The 17,074-nt window shown below is 66.7% G+C and carries 20 protein-coding genes; 10 read left to right on the top strand and 10 right to left on the bottom strand.

Annotated elements, in window-relative coordinates; genetic code table 11:
* Nucleotides 1–84 precede the first annotated feature (84 nt).
* Nucleotides 85–294 carry a NepR family anti-sigma factor gene (locus C7I55_RS16320; RefSeq protein WP_233222251.1) on the top strand — a complete coding sequence of 70 codons (210 nt, stop codon included), beginning with the start codon at nucleotides 85–87 and terminating at the stop codon, nucleotides 292–294.
* Nucleotides 295–321: 27 nt separating this feature from the next.
* Entirely contained in the window at nucleotides 322–1,911 is a 1,590-nt protein-coding gene (locus tag C7I55_RS16315; RefSeq protein WP_106514078.1) for a sensor histidine kinase, read from the top strand.
* Nucleotides 1,912–1,961: 50 nt separating this feature from the next.
* Here C7I55_RS16315 and C7I55_RS16310 read toward each other — a convergent pair whose 3' ends face one another.
* Complete coding sequence (locus tag C7I55_RS16310) at nucleotides 1,962–2,150, bottom strand: hypothetical protein (RefSeq protein ID WP_106514077.1); 189 nt, start codon at nucleotides 2,148–2,150, stop codon at nucleotides 1,962–1,964.
* 544 nt (nucleotides 2,151–2,694) lie between these two features.
* On the opposite strand from C7I55_RS16310, the gene C7I55_RS16305 reads away from it, so the two are divergent.
* On the top strand, nucleotides 2,695–2,820 hold the full coding sequence (locus C7I55_RS16305; protein ID WP_106514076.1) for an entericidin A/B family lipoprotein: 126 nt from the start codon (nucleotides 2,695–2,697) through the stop codon (nucleotides 2,818–2,820).
* Nucleotides 2,821–2,893: 73 nt separating this feature from the next.
* Here C7I55_RS16305 and C7I55_RS16300 read toward each other — a convergent pair whose 3' ends face one another.
* On the bottom strand, nucleotides 2,894–4,900 hold the full coding sequence (locus C7I55_RS16300; protein ID WP_233222250.1) for a putative bifunctional diguanylate cyclase/phosphodiesterase: 2,007 nt from the start codon (nucleotides 4,898–4,900) through the stop codon (nucleotides 2,894–2,896).
* Nucleotides 4,901–5,148: 248 nt separating this feature from the next.
* On the opposite strand from C7I55_RS16300, the gene C7I55_RS16295 reads away from it, so the two are divergent.
* The gene (locus C7I55_RS16295; RefSeq protein ID WP_106514075.1) at nucleotides 5,149–5,499 is read left to right on the top strand and encodes a hypothetical protein; all 351 of its coding nucleotides are present in this window, start codon (nucleotides 5,149–5,151) and stop codon (nucleotides 5,497–5,499) included.
* Between the two features lie 249 nt (nucleotides 5,500–5,748).
* On the opposite strand, the gene tatC is transcribed toward C7I55_RS16295, so the two are convergent.
* The 6 genes from tatC to C7I55_RS16265 form a co-directional block, all read right to left on the bottom strand.
* Nucleotides 5,749–6,549: a twin-arginine translocase subunit TatC gene (gene tatC / locus C7I55_RS16290; protein WP_233222271.1), complete on the bottom strand. Its 801-nt coding sequence runs from the start codon at nucleotides 6,547–6,549 to the stop codon at nucleotides 5,749–5,751.
* Nucleotides 6,549–7,124 carry a Sec-independent protein translocase protein TatB gene (gene tatB, locus C7I55_RS29490; RefSeq protein WP_106514073.1) on the bottom strand — a complete coding sequence of 192 codons (576 nt, stop codon included), beginning with the start codon at nucleotides 7,122–7,124 and terminating at the stop codon, nucleotides 6,549–6,551. The genes tatC and tatB overlap by 1 nt, the downstream gene beginning before the upstream one ends.
* 18 nt (nucleotides 7,125–7,142) lie before the next feature.
* Entirely contained in the window at nucleotides 7,143–7,406 is a 264-nt protein-coding gene (locus tag C7I55_RS16280) for a twin-arginine translocase TatA/TatE family subunit (protein ID WP_106514072.1), read from the bottom strand.
* A 309-nt stretch (nucleotides 7,407–7,715) separates the two neighbouring features.
* Complete coding sequence (gene scpB, locus C7I55_RS16275; protein WP_106514071.1) at nucleotides 7,716–8,345, bottom strand: SMC-Scp complex subunit ScpB; 630 nt, start codon at nucleotides 8,343–8,345, stop codon at nucleotides 7,716–7,718.
* Complete coding sequence (locus C7I55_RS16270; RefSeq protein ID WP_106514070.1) at nucleotides 8,342–9,106, bottom strand: segregation and condensation protein A; 765 nt, start codon at nucleotides 9,104–9,106, stop codon at nucleotides 8,342–8,344. Before C7I55_RS16270 ends, scpB begins: the two co-directional genes overlap by 4 nt.
* Nucleotides 9,107–9,462: 356 nt before the next feature.
* Entirely contained in the window at nucleotides 9,463–10,467 is a 1,005-nt protein-coding gene (locus C7I55_RS16265) for a glycoside hydrolase family 5 protein (RefSeq protein WP_233222249.1), read from the bottom strand.
* 289 nt (nucleotides 10,468–10,756) lie between these two features.
* Here C7I55_RS16265 and C7I55_RS16260 point away from each other — a divergent pair, with 289 nt between their 5' ends.
* Nucleotides 10,757–11,830: an alpha/beta hydrolase gene (locus C7I55_RS16260; RefSeq protein ID WP_106514068.1), complete on the top strand. Its 1,074-nt coding sequence runs from the start codon at nucleotides 10,757–10,759 to the stop codon at nucleotides 11,828–11,830.
* Nucleotides 11,831–11,918: 88 nt separating this feature from the next.
* Here the strand turns inward: C7I55_RS16260 and C7I55_RS28915 are convergent, their stop codons facing one another.
* Nucleotides 11,919–12,461 (bottom strand): hypothetical protein, encoded by a 543-nt coding sequence (locus C7I55_RS28915; RefSeq protein WP_233222248.1) that lies wholly within the window; start codon nucleotides 12,459–12,461, stop codon nucleotides 11,919–11,921.
* Nucleotides 12,462–12,473: 12 nt separating this feature from the next.
* Between C7I55_RS28915 and C7I55_RS28910 the strand changes: the two genes are divergently transcribed.
* Genes C7I55_RS28910 through C7I55_RS16235 form a run of 5 tightly spaced genes read left to right on the top strand, consistent with a single transcriptional unit; the run spans nucleotide 12,474 to nucleotide 15,273 of the window.
* Entirely contained in the window at nucleotides 12,474–13,151 is a 678-nt protein-coding gene (locus C7I55_RS28910; RefSeq protein ID WP_233222247.1) for an AraC family transcriptional regulator, read from the top strand.
* A gap of 12 nt (nucleotides 13,152–13,163) precedes the next feature.
* Nucleotides 13,164–13,877, top strand: coding sequence for a CPBP family intramembrane glutamic endopeptidase, BDIM_20840 family (locus tag C7I55_RS16250; protein ID WP_106514066.1), 714 nt, complete (start codon nucleotides 13,164–13,166; stop codon nucleotides 13,875–13,877).
* A gap of 14 nt (nucleotides 13,878–13,891) precedes the next feature.
* Entirely contained in the window at nucleotides 13,892–14,104 is a 213-nt protein-coding gene (locus C7I55_RS16245; RefSeq protein ID WP_106514065.1) for a hypothetical protein, read from the top strand.
* A gap of 45 nt (nucleotides 14,105–14,149) precedes the next feature.
* Nucleotides 14,150–14,824, top strand: a complete 675-nt coding sequence (locus C7I55_RS16240) for a hypothetical protein (protein WP_106514064.1) — start codon at nucleotides 14,150–14,152, stop codon at nucleotides 14,822–14,824.
* 5 nt (nucleotides 14,825–14,829) lie between these two features.
* Nucleotides 14,830–15,273 carry a DUF4952 domain-containing protein gene (locus C7I55_RS16235; protein WP_106514063.1) on the top strand — a complete coding sequence of 148 codons (444 nt, stop codon included), beginning with the start codon at nucleotides 14,830–14,832 and terminating at the stop codon, nucleotides 15,271–15,273.
* Nucleotides 15,274–15,420: 147 nt separating this feature from the next.
* Here C7I55_RS16235 and C7I55_RS16230 read toward each other — a convergent pair whose 3' ends face one another.
* On the bottom strand, nucleotides 15,421–16,800 hold the full coding sequence (locus C7I55_RS16230) for an alginate export family protein (protein WP_233222246.1): 1,380 nt from the start codon (nucleotides 16,798–16,800) through the stop codon (nucleotides 15,421–15,423).
* Nucleotides 16,801–17,074 lie beyond the last annotated feature (274 nt).

The raw sequence follows: 17,074 nt of genomic DNA, 5'->3' as shown, positions 1-17,074 counted from the left end.
CCGACACACTTTGTGAATGGGCCCTTGTTCGGGCATGCTCTTTTTATCTAGGCAGCGGGCGCGGCGTCCGGCCGTGAGGGGTAATTGATTTTGACTTTCGCAGACGAACAGGATGGCGAGCGCCGGCGCAAATCGGCGTCTTCACCGGATAGCCAGGGCGCCCACGAGACCAAACCGCGAAAGAAACGTGCCAACACGCCCGAGGTCGGCCACGCATTGCGTGCGGCCTATCAGCAGACGATCAACGAAGACATCCCGCCGGATCTGCTGGATCTGCTGGGGAAGCTTGGCTGAGCCTCGCCGCACGCGCGGCCGAACATCGTGATCACGACACTGAAAAGCTGGTTCTCCTACCGCTTCGCGCGCCTGTCGACGGGCGTGAAGATGCTGCTCATCCTCAGTGCCTTCCTGCTTCCGCTCGGCCTCATCGCGATTTGGGCCTCGATTCAGAGCGCCCAGCAGAAGACGCAGGACCGTACCGAGCAGACGCTGGGCCGGCTCGAGGTCAAGGCGCAGCGGATCAACGCCACCCTGGTGCGCGGGATCATCACCATCGGCACGGCAAGCGGAGCGATCGCGCTCACGCCCCAGAATTCGCGCATCTGCGAGTCCACGCTGAAGCGGCTCGAACATGGCCCGCTCCCCGGACGCTACGCCCTGTTCGCCGATGCCGTCCAGCCGCGCTGTGCCAGCCCGGGCTTCGCCCCGGTCCGACGCGGCAGCGATAATCCGCGCGCGCACAGCATCGCCGAGATCACTCCGGACGGGCAGGCGCTGCAATTGTACGTCTTCGGCGAGAAAGGAAGGCTCGAGGGCGTTGCCGAATATTCGCGCGAGACGCTGTCGCGGCTCACCTACATACCCGGCACTCCGGCCGCCTTCGATCTGACGCTCAATCAGGAAGGCGGCGGCGGCACGATGGTGCTGCGCGACGAATATGAGGAAGGGCCCTTCGTCCGCACGGTCAACGGCAGCCACCCGGTTGCCGACCGGCAGCTCCGCCTGGATCTCGCCGCAAGCGCGGTCCCGATCACCTTCCTGGAAGCGCTCACGATCCTGTTGCCGGTGTTGATGTGGCTCGCTGCGTCGGTAATCGGCTGGCTTGTCGTCGACCGCTATCTGGTGCGTCCGCTCCGCCGCATGCAACGTCTCGTCTCCGCCTACCAGCCGGGCGACCGCGATTTCGGCCTGCCGCGGGTCAAGTCGCCGGCGCGCGAGATCGGGGAGCTTGGGCTGGCCTTCGAAGGAGTCGCGCAGACCGTCGCTCGCCACGAAGCCGAGCTCGAAGCCGCGGTCGAACGGCAGACCCGCCTGGTCCGCGAGGTCCATCATCGGGTGAAGAACAACCTTCAGGTCGTCGCATCGTTGCTCAACATCCATTCGCGAGGGTCGTCGAACGAGGCCGCCGCCGCGGCCTATGCCTCGATCCAGCGGCGGGTCGACGCGCTCGCGGTCGTGCACCGCAACCATTATGCCGAGCTCGAAGAAAATCGCGGAGTCGCGCTGAAGCCGCTGGTGTCGGAGCTTGCCGCCAATCTCCGCGCGACCGCCCCGGCTTCGGCTGCGAACATGACGATCAGGGTCGATCTCGAACCTTATTACGCGACCCAGGACGTAGCGGTCTCGGTAGCCTTCCTGGTTACTGAGGCGGTCGAGTTCGCGATGTTCTGCGGCGCCGCGTCGGTTCAAATTTCGCTGACTGGCGAAGGGGCGGCGCTCTCGACCGCGCAGCTCGTCCTCGAATCCGACAGCCTTCGCGGGCAGATGGACTGCGACGAGAAGGTCACAGATCGCTTTGAGCGGATCGTCACCGGATTGTCCCGTCAGCTGCGGACCTCGATCGACCGGAACACGGACATCGGCCGCTACGCGCTGGCCATCACCGTAGTCGACAAGGCTGATCGCGGCTGACGATCGCGCCGCAGTCCGAATAATGCGCCCGCTGCTGCAGACGGTGCCGCTCAGCGGCTGCGCTCGTCCAATCCCGGATCGTCGTCGTTCGACTCGGGACGCGCGGCATTCTCCTTCTTGGCGTCGGCAACGGTGCCGGAATCCTGACCGGCCTCGATCGCGCTGTCGACGTTTCGCTTCTCGTCCCGATGCACGCCGGTCATGTCGCTGTGAGGGGTCGATTTGGGCGGCTGAGCCACGGATATTCTCCTTGTCGGAGGCGGGTCGCACCGGCGGTCTGACCTCTAACCTCTCTGTGATTGTCCGGTGAACTGGCGGACCCGATCGGGGGTTTCCTAAAAAGTTCGGCGGCTAACGTTTTTTTTCATTCTGTGCGGAACCGGGGCACTGCTTCGTCGTTGAGCACTTCGGATAGTGACCTTTTGCCCCCCCGCTCTCGCTATCCAGAACATGAGCCCGGACGCGCCAACCTCCCCCCCCCCCGGTGGCGCCTCCGGGCTCAACACATTCCAGAAAGCTTCATCTGAGCCGCTCCAATTCGGGGCGGCTTTTCGTTTGGGCGTGCGATGGACATGAAGCGATGTTGCTGCGACCGGGCTCTGGCGAGAAGCGTGCGGCACCAAAGGCTTATCCGGGGCAGGCCCATGCCCCGCAGCAAGCGGGCTCTGCTGGGACGGGCGGCGTCACCGCAGCGCAAGGAACCATCCGTTTTGGTCGGGCTTTTAAGGCACACCAGCAAGCCGGACGCACCCAACGCGCTTTGGCAGCCCCAGGAGACGTGACATGGTTCGTAAGCTTCTTTGCCTTTTCGCCGTGACCACCAGCCTTGCGCTTGGTGCCTGCAACACCGTCAAGGGTGCCGGCGAGGACATCAAGTCGGTCGGCGAGGCCGGCGACAAAGAAATCTGAGAACGGATTTCCGGTTTCGAGAAGGGCTGCCCTCGGGCAGCCCTTTTTTTTCGCGCCTGGTGCCGATTCCGCCTTAGCGCGCGGCGGAAATCCGCGCGGGTCCATCGCCGCAGCCGCGGAGCAAATCCCGCACCTGCTCGATGGACAGCGGCCGTCCGAGATGAAAGCCCTGGCCAAAAGCACAGCCGAGCGCGCCAAGCTGCTGCACGGCCGCCTCGCACTCGATCCCTTCGGCGACGACCGGCAGGTCGAGGCTGCTGGCAAGGCTGGTGATCGCCCGGACGATCTTCAGCGAATCGCCGTCGCTATCGAGTGCGTGCACGAACGAGCGGTCGATCTTGATCTTGTCGAAAGGCAGCATTCGAAGGTGCTGCAGCGACGAATAACCGGTCCCGAAATCGTCGAGCGCGACCTTCATCCCCTGGTTCTTCAGCGATTCGATCGTTCGGCGCGCATTGTCGGCATCGACGATCAGCGCGTTCTCGGTGATCTCGATGCCCAGGCGTTGCGGTGGGAAGTTGAGCCGGGTCAGGGTCGCCAGGATCTTCTCGGCAAGCCAGGGGTCCTTGAGCTGAACTGGCGAGATGTTGATCTCGATGCTCAGCGCCGCATCCCATTCGAGCGCCTCGCGGCAACCGCGATCGAGCAGTTGCAGCATCAGCTCGTTGATCAGGCCGCTTTCCTCGGCGATCGGGATGAACTGGTCGGGGCCGATTTCGACCCCGTCGGCGCGGGGCCAGCGCGCCAGCATCTCGAAACCGACGATCCGCCCGCTCGCGAGCTCGACCAGCGGCTGGTAGTAGGGCCGGAAGCCGTCGGCGAGCATCGTCTCGCGCAGCTCGCGCTCGATCACCGACCGCCGCTTGATCTCGGCGTCCATCAGCGGCTCGAAGCAGCGATGCTGGCAGCGGCCGCCTTCCTTCGCCCGATAGAGCGCGATGTCGGCTCGGCGCATCAATGTCTCGCGGTCCGCCGCGTCGGCGGGGAAGAGCGAGATGCCGATACTGGCGCCGATATGGTGGACGAAACCGCCGATCGCGAACGGCTCGCTCATTCCCCGGACGATCCGGCGAGCGATCCGCCGGGGCGCGTCCGCGTCCTCCCCCGCGATGTCGACGACGATCGCGAATTCGTCGCCGCCGAGCCGGAACGCGCGCGCCTGATCGCCGGTCAGGTCGCTCAGCCGACCCGCCACTTCGCGCAGCAGCTGGTCGCCGGCAAGATGGCCGTGAACGTCGTTGATGCTCTTGAAGCGATCGAGATCGACGATCAGCAAACCGAACGACTTCGCATCCGCCGTGGCCGCCATCGCTCCTTCGAGCAGGTCGCTGAGCGCCCGCCGGTTCGGCAATCCGGTGAGCGGATCATGATAGGCCAACTGGTGGGCACGCTGCTCGGCGTCGCGTGCGCGCTCGCGCTCGGCGAGAATCTCCGAGCGCGACGAGATGACCTCCAGGAATCCGCCATAATTGGTGCTGAGCATTCGCAGGATCAGGGCCATCACGACAAGCAGATCCACGCCGAGGCCGATCAGCAGCCATTGGTTGGACAGCAGCAGGCGCACCGTCATCGGCGCCGCGCCGCAAAGCAGGACGAAGCGCGCCGACCCGGGCAGGCATTGGAGGCAATAGGCGCAGCTGGTCGCGCCGATGAAGATGTAGAGCGCGATGCAGGTGCGTTCGGCGAGATCGGCATCCTCGAACAGCAGCATGCCCCAGCCGCCGAAGCCGAAGCTGAGCACCGCCGACGTGATCAAGGTGACCTTGAGATAGCTTCGGATCTTCTCGGGAGACATGTCTTCGCGTCCGCGCCGCAGCCACAGCAGCGTCCGCACCATCGCCGCGAAGCACAGGATTGCGGGCACGCCCAGGCTTTGGATCGACGATACGTCGCGGTACATCGCGAAGCTGAGGAAGCAGGCATCGACGAACATCAGCGCATACATGAACGGGATCTGCGCGGCGAGCGTCCGGAACTGCTCACGCAGCAGCGCGCGTTCGCTCGCCTGGTCGGTTCCGACCAGATCGAACGCGCGCCACACAGAAGCAGACACCCGTTTCAGCACATTCTTCCCCTTCACCGCTTCCCCTGCGGCAGGCCCAATCCTGATCCCTGATGTCCCACCGGGTTTAACATGCCGTGGGAACGCGGTAGGGGAGATTGCGTACGCCGCAGGAATGCGACGGCACGCACGGGAGGATGGGCCTGGAACGCCGATTTGGGCGACAGCGCCGCCAATCCTGTGGCAATGCTCTCGCGAACGCGCCGCAAACGGTCGGTGAACTGCGCGGCTCGCTTCGCGTTCGGTACGACAGGAGGAACTCGCACGTGAACAGGATCATTGCGCTCGGCCTCGGCCTCACCATCGGGCTCGCCGGCTGCGCGGGCGGCGGCGGCGATCGGCCGCAGAGCGCCGCGTCCGTCGCCGGGCGGACGATGCAGGTCACCGCCGCCAACGGCCAGGTCTCGACCCTGAGTTTCGACGGCGGCGGCGGAGTCCGTGCCAGCTTCGGAGGCCGCGACGTCTCCGGCCGATGGGCGATGGAGAAACAGCGGCTTTGCTTCACCTGGGCCGGCAATTTCCGCGAATGCTGGCCCTACGCCACGCCCCTCCGCCGCGGCGAAACCCGCGCCATTACCAGCGACCGCGGCAACGTCGTGAAGGTGCGCCTGCAATAAGCGCCGGCACCCGTTCACCCTGCGTCGGTGCCGGTGACACCTCCGTGAGCCTCTTCACCAGCTTCGATGATCAGGCCCGCCATGCCGCGGGCATGGCGGGGCTGATCATCCCCGTCCCATCAGCCTCGCGGCTGACAGGGAGGATAGCACAGGATCATGCTCGGGATCAGTTCGACGAACGAGGGGTGGGGCCGTTCCGGCCGTGATATCGCGACAACAAGGCTTTGAATTTGGGAGCGCGGGACCGGGCTAAGCCTGAGTCCCCGTTTCCGTCGTCTGCGCCTCGACGGCCGAGCCTGCGTCTTTCGCGCGGCGGCGTTCGGTGAACCAGATCGCGATCAGCGAGGCTTCGTAGAGCAGCCACAGTGGAATCGCGAGCATGAACTGGGAGACGACGTCCGGCGGCGTCGCCACGGCGGCGATGACGAAGGCGATGAGGATGGCGTAGCGGCGGCCCTCGACCAGCTGGGTGCGGGTGACGATGCCGGCGCGCTCCAGCAGCATCAGCAGGATCGGCAGCAGGAAGGCGACTCCGAAGGCGAAGATGAACTGCATCACCATCGAAAGATATTCGCCGATCGCAGGCAGCGCCTCCTGCTCGATCCCGCCGAGATTCCCCTGATATTTCAGGAAGAAGCGGAATGCCGTCGGCATCACCACATAATAAGCGAGCGCACCGCCCGCGAGAAACAGGATCGGCGTGGCGACCAGGAAGGGCAGGAACGCCCTCTTTTCCTTGGCGTAGAGACCCGGCGCCACGAACAGCCAGATCTGCATCGCGATGATCGGGAAAGCGATGAAGAAGGCGGCGAACAGGGCGACGCGGACTTCCGTGAAGAAGGCCTCGTACAGCTTGGTGTAGATGAGCTTGCCCTGTCCGGCGCCGAACGCCTTGACCAGCGGCTGAGCGAGAAACGAGAGGATCTTGTCGGCGAAGTAGAAGCAGCCCGCGAACGCGACGCCGAGCGCAGCGAACGACCAGATCAGGCGGCGCCGCAGCTCGATCAGATGCTCCATCAGCGGCGCGCGGCTGTTGTCGATGTCGCGGATCACGGCAATTCCCGCCGCGCGTTGCCATCCTGCGGACCGTCGCTCCGCGGCGACGGATCCGGCAGGAAGCTATATTGGCCGGCCTCGGGCCGGGGCGGCTCCGCCGTGGCGGCAGCGTCCTTGGTGAGCGACGGGGTCGCGGGCGTTGGCGCCGGCACCGGCACGCTCGGCAGCATCTCAGCGAGAGGATCGGAAGCGACCGGAGCGACATCGGCCGCATCGGACGCGGTCACCCCACGCTCGCCCTGGTCGTCGCCTTCATCCGGAACCCACGCCGCGGCCGGAGCGGTGCTCGGCGGCGGTGCGGGAAGCGCGGGCGGATCGTCCCAGCTGGTGCCGAGCGGATGCTCGCGCATGATCCGCTCATTTTCCTCGCGCCACTTCTTCTCCATTTCCTCGAGCTCGGACTCGCGGATCATCGTGTCGATTCCGGAGCGGAAATGGCGCGCCATGCCGCGCGCGCGGCCGACCCACTGGCCGACGGTGCGCATCACCCGCGGCAGATCCTTGGGGCCGATCACGATCAGAGCTACGATCGCAACGACCAGCAGCTCCGAATAGCCGATATCGAACATGCCGCGCCGGCTTTGAGATCAGGGCTCGCGGCGGGTCGAAGTGCCGTCCAGGTCGCGGGTGCGATCGGCGGGCACTTCCAGCGTGTCGTCGCGAAGCCGCGGCGGCGGGCCGGCGGCGGGCGGCGGCGTCCGGGCCGCGTCGTCATCCTCCGACATGCCCTTCTTGAAGCTCTTCAGCCCCTTGGCGACGTCGCCCATCATGTCGGAGAAGCGGCCCTTGCCGAACAGCAGCAGGATGATGATCCCGACGATCAGCCAATGCCAGATGCTCAAACCACCCATGGGACGTCTCCGAAAACCGTGCATTCAAGATAGGGATCGAAGCGGCCCGGCTCAACGGTCCATCTTCCCTGCCTCCGACGGACCCGGAGCATGATCGTGTCAGGCTGGATCAGCCTCATACGCGAATCATGCTCTCGACACTGGTTTCGAGCCTGATCGACACCTCGTCTTGGAGCTAAGCGCTCCTACCCAAGATGATCAGGCCCTGACGCCGGTCCACCCGCGCCCCGCCTGTAGCCCCTGTTCGCCGCAGCGCAAAGCGTTTCGCGCCGAGCGGCGCTCGTGCGCGGGGGCGGAGGGGGCGCGGCGTCAATCGCCTTCCGGCCCGGTCTCCAGCACCAGTTGCTCCATCGCCGCGTCGATCGGGTCGAGCAAGCCGGCAGCCCTCAGATCGTCGATTCCGGGCAGATCGCGGCGGCTCTCCAGGCCGAAATGGGCGAGGAAGTCGGCGGTGGTGGCGTAGGTCAGCGGCCGACCCGGCACCTCGCGGCGTCCGGCAGGACGCACCCAGCCCGCCTCCATCAGCACGTCCAATGTCCCCTTGGAGATCTGGACTCCGCGGATCGCCTCGATCTCGGCGCGGCTGACCGGCTCGTGATAGGCGATGATCGCAAGGGTCTCGACGGCGGCGCGGGAGAGCTTGCGGCTTTCGTCACGCTCGCGCCGGAGAAGATGGGCCATGTCGGCGGCGGTCTGGAAATGCCAGCGCTTCGCGCGTGCGACGAGATTGATGCCGCGACCGGCATAATGCGCTTCCAGCACCGCGAGCGCTGCCTTGACGTCGATCCCGGCGCCGACATGCTCCGAGATATCGTCGACACTCATCGGCTCGGCGGCCGCGAACAGCACGGCTTCGATGGCGCGCAGATCGTCGGGCAGTTCGGCGAACAGCCCCCTGCTTCCACCATGGTCGCCTGCGCTCGAGCCGCCGCTGCTCATGCGGAGCGCACGTAAAGCGGCGCGAACGCATCCTGCTGCTCGATCTCGAGCTTGCCGCGCTTGGCGAGCTCGAGCGCCGCGACGAAGGACGAGGCGAGCGCCGATTTGCGATATTCGCCATCCTGCGTCTCCGGCAGGAACGCCTCGAGCCGCGTCCACTCGACGTTAATGCCGAGCATTCGCTCGACTCGCGTCAGCGCCTCGTCCAGGGTCATCACCGGCCGCCGCCCGACGACATGGACCGCCGGCACGTTGCGCGCCCGCATCGCGCCATAGGCGGAGATCAGATCGTAGAGATCGACCTGCCACTGCGCCTTCCTGATCACCCGCAGCCCTTCGGGCGCGCCGCGCAGGAACACGTCGCGGCCGAGCCGATCCCGCGCCATCAGCCGCGCCCCGGCCTCGCGCATCGCGCTCAACCGTTGCAGCCGCAGCTGGAGCCGCATCGCCAGCTCCTCCGGCGACGGATCCTGCTCTGGATCCTTTGGCAGCAGCAGGCATGATTTGAGGTAGGCGAGCCACGCCGCCATCACCAGATAATCGGCGGCGATCTCCAGCTTCAACTTCTTGGCGTCGGCGATGAACGCCAGATATTGCTCGACCAGCGCGAGGATCGAGATCTTGGCAAGATCCACCTTCTGCGACCGGGCCAGGGTAAGCAGCAGATCGAGCGGCCCCTCCCACCCGTCGAGATCGAGCGTCAACCGATCCGCCGACCCGATCTGCGGCGTGTCCTCGAACAGGGAGTCGGTCTCGTTCATCGGACGGAGCGTAGCAGGGCTTGCGGATATGCGCACGCCCTCGCCCCCTCAGCGTCTCTCCCCTTCAGGGGAGAGGTCGGAAAGAGGGGGAGTCGGAGTCAGCACCGGCGGTGCCGGGATGCACCCGCAATCACTCCCCTCCTCCCAGGGAGGGCCCTGGGGGTGGGTGCGTTCCTGGCCCTCGATGGGGTCAGGAACGCCTCACCACGCCGCCGCCAGAGGCGCGGCTGCGCCGCGCACCCCCCCTGGCCCCTCCCTGGAACGGAGGGGAACAAGCGGCTGTCGAACGGCCCTGCCGAACCGCGTTTCCCACGCCACTTCCGTGTCCTCATCAAAGTACCACTTTGATGGCATGGTTATTCCCCGATGAGCGCCGCGCGGATCGGCTCGACCCAGCCATCCTTCTTCATGTCCCACGCCAGGAAGTTCGAATCGAACTGCCAATAGGCCCAGGGGATTCCGGCCGCTTCCGCTTCCTCGCGGATCGCCCTGGTGTAGGCGATTCGCTGGTCGATCGGCGTGCCGGACATGTCGTAGGCGCCGAACTCGCCGAGCAGCACGGGCCGCCGGTTCGCCTTCGCCCAGGCGGCGACCGTTGCGAAATCGCGCCGCGCCTGCAGCCGCCCCTCCTCGCTCCATTGAACGCCCTTCACGTCCTTCATGTCGCCGGCCCAGCTTGCCCCCTGATGGGTGAAGCGGAACGGCTCGTAATAATGGAAGGTGACGAGGATGTTGCGGTCCGCCTCGGGCAGGTTCAGCGTCTTGAGCTGGCCGAAATTGTTCCACTGAGTCGGGCCGATGATCACCGTGCGGGTCGGGTTGGTCGCGCGGACGATGCCGAGCAGCTCCGCCGACATCGCGTTCCAGGTATCGGCATCGAGCGGACCATAAGGCTCGTTCAACAATTCGAAGGCGACGCTCGCCGGCGCCCGGCGGTAGCGCGGCGCCACCTGCCGCCAGAAAGCCGGAAGCTTCACCTTGCAGGCCGGCAGATCCTTGGCGCAGGCATCGAAATCATGTTCGTCCAGGATCACGCCGAGCCCGGCCTCCCCGGCCTCGCGCACCACCCAGTCGAGCCGCTCCAGCCACTTCGGATCGAGACGATTACGCGCGTCCATATGCTCGAACGCGAACAGGTTGACGCGGACGAAATCGAAGCCGCCGCGCCGGATCTCCGCGAAATGCTTCTCCTGGAACCGCGCCTTGGCCGGATCCTTCCAGATCGGATCGTATCCGATGATGTTGACCCCGCGCCTGAACTGCGAGGGCGCGGGCGTGTCGGCGGGTGCCGCCGCGGCCTGCCCGAACCCGCACAGCGCCAGCAGCGCCGCAAGTGCCTTCATGTGTTGAAACGCCTTCATTCCCTGTCCTCTCCGCCTCTTCCGGGCGCGGCGATGGTAACGCATCGCGCCGGAAAGGGAGACGGGTTTCCGATCTGTGAGCAATGCGACGGCCGGAGCGTCGCGCACGACCCCGGAACCAGGGGCAAGGTCAGCGACCGCCAAGCCCGCGGCACTCATGGTCGCTATGGTCCCGTTGCGGCACCCCCTGCCCATTGGGGTGAGCATATGGATCGCCCGCGCCAGTCACCGCTACGCTCTGGCCATGACGTCATGACGTGCTACCCTGCGCGCGCCGTCCGGGGGGAACATGATGAAGAACCGCAATATCGCCGCCATTGTCATGCTGGCCGGCCTCACCAGCGCCGCGCCCGCCCAGCGCTCCGCGATCCCGGCCTTGCCTTATGTGCTCGATTTCGAGCGCGGCGCCCCGCTGCTGACCGGCGGCGGCCCGGCCACGCCGCCGCTGCGCGGTACCGCCAACGTACCGCGGCCGCCCCATTTCGATGCCGCAACCGTCGATCCGCCGCGCGATGCCGCCCATCCCGCCGCCAATCGCCAGCTCGTCATCGCCTCCCGCGGTTCTGAGATGAACGCGCTCTTCCTGCTGGCGAGCGGCGCCGGGCCCAAGCCGACCATGCTCCTCCTCCACGGCCTGCCCGGCAACGAGCGCAATCTCGATCTCGCCCAGGCGGTCCGCCGCGCCGGCTGGAACGTGCTCACCTTCACCTATCGCGGCGCCTGGGGCAGCGAAGGCACTTTCTCGATCCAGAATGCGCTCGAGGACGCGCAGGTCGCGCTCGCCTTTCTGCGCGCGCCGGAAACGGCTCGGCGCTACGCCGTCGACCCCTCCCGCCTTGTCCTCGCCGGCCACTCGATGGGCGGATTCGCCGCCGCTTGGGCTGCCGCCAACGACGCCGCGCGCGGCGACCGTAGCCCCCGTCCGGGCTTCGTCGGCGACCCCGTCCCGCTCGCCGGTCTGATCCTCCTCGACGCCTGGGACATCGCCCGCGATGCCGAGCGGCTGCGCACCGGCGCCGACGCGGCCCGCGCCGAGCTGGTCGGGGCCTTTGACGACATCGGCCACAGTCTCGGCCCGATCACCGCCGCCGACCTCGTCGACGAACTCGCCCGCCGCGGACGCACTTGGTCGCTCGGGGCGCTCGCGCCGAGGCTGGCGACACACCCGACTTTGTCGGTCTACGCGACCTTCGGCGGCGCCGACCCGAACAAGGCCTTCGCCGACACCCTCCGGCGCCAGAACGGCAGCCCGGTCACCGCCGTGGAACTCCAGACGGACCATTCCTTCGCCGACAAGCGGGTGACGCTCGCGGCCGCAGTCGTGCGCTGGCTCCACCGCCTGCCGAGCGGGGCCGATCATTGATCGACAAACCGCTCCTCCGCGGCGCCCCCGATCCGAACGGTGCCACCGTGCGGACCGCCAATGTCGCCTCGCCTGACCGGCACTACGATCACGAACGCCGCCACGGCCGCTCGCATCGCAGGCGAACGCCTGCACCTTCGCTCTCTCCGATGCTCGTCGGATGAACCTCGCACAAATCGATGCCATGGTGCGGGCCGGAGCCGTCGCGACCCTCCTGCTGCTGGCGTGGCTTCTTCTCCGCGATCGACGGCGAATGGGCTTGCCTGCATCTCTGTTTCCGCTCCTCGCGCTGTGTCTCTCCGGCTTCGTCGTCGGCAACACACCGCTGGCGTCGCTGCGCCCTGGCGGGATCGCCGGCGATCTCGCCCACATTACCGGCGGGTTCACGGTCATTTTCCTGTGGTGGTTCTGCCTCTCCTGCTTCGACAACCGGTTCAGGGTGCGTGGCAAGGAACTCGGCATAGGCCTGCTCTGGTCCGCCATCGCCGCCCTGGATCGCGGACTCGCCGGCGAAGTGTTTGCCGGCAAGGGTTTGTCGCACCTGCTGGTCCCGCTGGGTTTCGCGATCGTCGGCGACATGGTCTGGCGCCTCGTCGCCGAACGTAGGGGCGATCTGGTCCAGTGGCGCCACGATGCGCGGATCATGGTCGCGATCCTGCTCGGCGGAATGCTGTTCATCGATCTGAGCGCCGACGCGCTGTTCGGCTTCGCCTGGCGCCCGCTGGCTTTCGCCATGACCCAGAATGCAATGGTGCTCGGCTTTGGCCTGTGGCTCGCCGGGAGGCTGCTGACCTTTCAGCCCGACGCCCTCACCTTCGGTGTCGCGGACGCGCAGCGTCGGGCAGCAGAGCCGGTTTTGCAGTCCGGGCGACAGCCTGACGACAGGCTGCATCGCCGCTTGTCCACGCTGATGGAGACGGACCGCATCTTCCTTGATCCCGAGCTTGATTTCGCAGGCTTTGTCGAGCGCATGGGTGCGCCGGAACGCGCCGTGCGCGCCTTGATCATTCACGACCTCGGCTACGATCATTTCCGCATCTTCCTGAACCACCATCGCATCGCTGAAGCATGCCGGTTGCTGGAGGATCCGGGGCGTTCACAAGACAAGCTCATTGGCGTTGCGCTCGACAGCGGCTTTGCCTCGCTCGCCAGCTTCAACCGGGCCTTCCGGTCGATTCAGGGATGTGCGCCGGGCGCGTATCGAGCCGCCGTTCGGCAGGAGGACGGCACGAGCCGGCAAAGCCGCGTTTTGAGACGCGAATGGCCATGTTCTGAGGAGGCCCGCCGCTTTCCGGAGGGTAGAATCTTCCCCGGCCGATAGGGGGATGGACGCATGAACGGAGTGATCGGGGCGGCGGCAACAGTGGTGCTTCTGCTCATGCTGGGATCGGCAATAGGGTATCAGGATCGCAGCCGCTTCGTGCCGCACTGGCTGATGATCGCGGCGCTGCTGGTGGCGGTCAACGATGCACTTCTGACCCGCCTCTACGGATTGCTGCCCGATCTGATCGGAGGCACGTGGAACTGGCAGGGGAAGCTGCTCGCGCTCGCCGCCACGCTCGCGATCGGCGCCTTGCCGGGGTTCGGCTGGAGCCGCTCCGGTCTCACGATTTCGCAGGAGCCCGGCAGCCTGAGAGCCGCGCTGCCGGTCGCCGCTTTATATTGCGCCTTCTTCGTCATTATCGCGGTCGCCTTCCCAGGCGGCAAGCCGGACGGCGAAGAGACCGCATTCCAATTGACGATGCCCGGCCTGGAGGAGGAGCCCTTTTCCCGCGGCATCCTGTTGCTCGCCCTCGATCGGGCGTTCACCGGCCGCAAGCGGCTGCTGGGCGTCGACTGGGGCTGGGGCGCCGTCCTGTCCTGCTTCCTGTTCGGCATGGCGCATGCCTTCGGTTTCTCCAACGGCCACTTCTCCTTCGATGCGCTGACGATGGCGCTGACGGCGCTCCCCGCATTCATCGCCGTCTGGCTGCGCCTGCGAACCGGCAGCCTGCTCCTCCCCATCCTGCTCCACAATTTCGGCAATTCGTTAGGGCTGATCGCTTAGCAGCGCACCAGAGCATGGGTCGTGGACAAGTCGAAGACGCCGGCCATGTCGCGTCCTTCGCGTCGCGCGGTCCGCGATGGCAGCTTGATTGGCTCGCCCCGCCGCCCCCGTCGCTGCCGCTGCCCAGTGCCGGCGCACGCCATGGCGGCAGCGCCATGAACCGCCCGTTCGCCGACGGCTTCGCCGCCTTCCGGGCGGAGCCCGGCCGCGACGTTGCGTATCACTAATCCTCTGTATACTTCCGTCACGAACAAAAGAGAGAGGCACGTCGTTTGGCGGACAAATTTACGCGACGCGCCGATGCCTCCGGCTGGCTTTCGGTCCGGCTTACCCGCAGCAACACGCTCGCTTCGCTATGCGAGTATACGCGCGTGACCAAGCTGCGCCAAAGCGGCGGGCGAACCTATTTCACCATTGCCGACGGCTTTGTCTCGGTAGGTGAGGAGGCGTCCCTCGCCGACGCGAACGCGGCCAGATACCTCTCCGATACGGGGCCCGGCGGTGCGGCGGCGCTCGTCGTGCAGTATAATGGCAAGGCCGAAGAGACTTCGCCGTTCCAGGGCAGACGAGTGCAGCAGTGGGCGACGCTCAGCTTCGGTATGCAGACGGCGCGGGTGACGCTCAACAGCATCTGGAACAGCAGCTACCAGCCGATCACCCCCGGGAAGCACACGATCCTGGGGCCCGATTACTCGCACAAGAACATCTCCACCGAGGGCTATGTCCAGGCGACGCCGGGGATGGTCGGAAACGATGTTTGGTTTCCGATCGGACTGATGGGATCGACGGCGAACAGCAGCCGCTACATCCATGTCGGCCACCTCTCGGAAGGGTGCGTGACGGTGCACCAGCTCGAACGCTGGACGGCGCTTTATCAATATCTGATTTCACGTCGCGTGCCGGGTTCGAGCGGCAAGCGGATCGGCACGATCGAGGTGCGCAAGTGAAGTGGATGGCGCCACTCTTTGCCACCGCGGTGCAGGCATGTGCGCCGGCTGCCCCGCCCGATGCGCCGACACGGGCTGCCGTGCAGGCTCAGGCTGTACCCGGATGCGGGGATTTCCTCGCGGCGACCGGAAAGAAGCCCCCACAGGCCGAGTTCGTCGACTGCATCTCCGACCCCGGGCGGCAGGGCAAACCTCTGCACGCGCGCTATCGGGTGCCGAGCAAGGACGCTGCGGCAGTGGAGGATTATCTGGTTGAGGCAGTTGGGCTGATACGTCTGCAACGGTCGTGCTGCCGCTGGGATGGGCCGGCGGCCTCCTTCCGCGACGAGTCCGGCCGGGATTATTCGCTTCTCCTGCTCTCCCCCGAGACGCCCGCCCGCGATCGTCGCGAATGGCCGGGTTCCCCGCCGTTCGAGATCTGGGTGGACATGTTCACCGAGGAGATCTGAGATTCGTACCGTGCGCGATGGTCATCAGAAGATGACTCGGCTTCTGCCGGTGCAGAACCGGTCCCGGCCCTCTTCGCTCAACACCCGCGCCCACAATGCCGACCCGTTCAGGACGGAGCACCCTCTCAGTCCTGATTGGCACAAGGATCAGAAATGCGCCTGCGTCGAGATGGCGACGTAGATCGTGTCGCCGCTCGCCGGCGCGTTGGGGGCGTCCCGCAGCAATCGCCCCTTGCCGAGCCAGACCGCGTTGATCTCGCCGCGCAGCAGCTTCGGAACGATCCAGGTGCGGACCCGCGCATCGATCTGGTGGCCGGCGAAGCTTCCGGATGCGCCGGAGGGATCGCGCACCCCGCTGTTGGAGAAGGCGTCGCGGCGCTCGGCGGCCCACAATGCCCGGTAGGCCAGAAAGCCGTCGGTCGCCTTTCCCGCCGTCGCCTCCAGGCGAAGGCCCGGGCTGCTGATGTTGGTGCGTCCGGTCGCGGCGTAGAGTCCTGCCGGGGCGAAGTCGGCGCGGCGCATCCCGTACAGTGTATCGAAACGGCCGAATTTCGCGCCCGGGCCGTCTCCGCTCGCACGGTCATATTCCAGCGACAGGCGCGGCTTCCAGGCTCCGCCGAACGAATAGCCCGCTTCGAGGTGGACGAAGCTTGCCGACACGTCGAGGCGGTTTGCGGCGGGCGCGAGCGAAGCGCGGACATGTCCGAACTGCCGGATTCCTTCCGCCTCGACATCGAAGCGCCCGGCTGCGGGATCTCGAACGATGCGCACGGCGACATTGTGGAGCTTTCGGTCGCGCGTCGGCCGCCCGGCCGAATCCCGCTCGTCGAAGCCGACATAATAAGGTTCGATCAGCAGGTCCGGCAGCAGCCCGCCGAGCCGCAGGAAGCCGCCCCAGAGCCTGGTGTCGAAGCTCTCGCGGTCGAGGCCGGGCTCGTTGTCGAGAAGCGACGGGAGATCGTCGGGCAACCGCGCTTGCGGAAGCACGGCGAAGAGGGTGGCGCCGAGCCGCTTGCTCGGGGCCACGTCGAGCTTCACGCCGGTATAGCCGTTGGTCGTGTTGCGATAATCGTCGGCAGCGATCAACCGCCGCGAGCCGAGGTTGAGCGTGAACCGGCCCGCCTGGACGCTCGCCGCGCCCGCCGGCCCGAGACCGCCTTCGAGGAGCAGATAGGCCTGGACGAGCTCGAGGGTGTTCACCTCGCCGGTCCCGAGCGGCGTTCCGCGATCGGCGCGATAGGCCCGGCTGTCGTAGAGCTCGGCCCCGAAGCGGACGGGGCCCGCATCATATTCGCCGAAGACGGTCGTCCGGACGCTGAACAGGTCGTCCGATTCGTTGAAGCCGGGCCGGACCTGCCCGTCGATCGCCTCGTAGCGGAGCCGCACGGTGCCGCCGATCTTGAGGCCGGCGGGAGACCCCATCGTCTCCTGCAGCGGTCCGTAGGCCTGACCCTGGGCGCGCAGCGGCGCCGACGCTCCGCACAGCAGCAGAAGACAGAGGCAGCGACGGAGGCGGCGAGCGGCCATGAGACTTCCTGAGCGAGAGCGGGGAAGGCCTCCGGCGGTCCGGTCGGCGGTGCGGGTCGATGCCGCCAAGGACTGCGGCGCCTCAGCGTCGAACGAAGCCGCCGGCATGTCAATCCGGCGCTGTCCGCCTTCGGCGCGCCTCTTGCCCGCCGCGCGGCGGTGATCGAACGGGCCCGCGGGGGCGGCAGCGGAGCGTGGGTGTGGGGGGGCCGGGGCGATGATGTCTTGGGGGAGACTAGGTGTCCAGCGCCCCGGCCCTGTCGACGGAAGCAGG

Source organism: Allosphingosinicella deserti, assembly GCF_003012735.1.
Lineage (GTDB): Bacteria > Pseudomonadota > Alphaproteobacteria > Sphingomonadales > Sphingomonadaceae > Allosphingosinicella > Allosphingosinicella deserti.
This window is presented reverse-complemented; position numbering and strand designations above follow the sequence as displayed.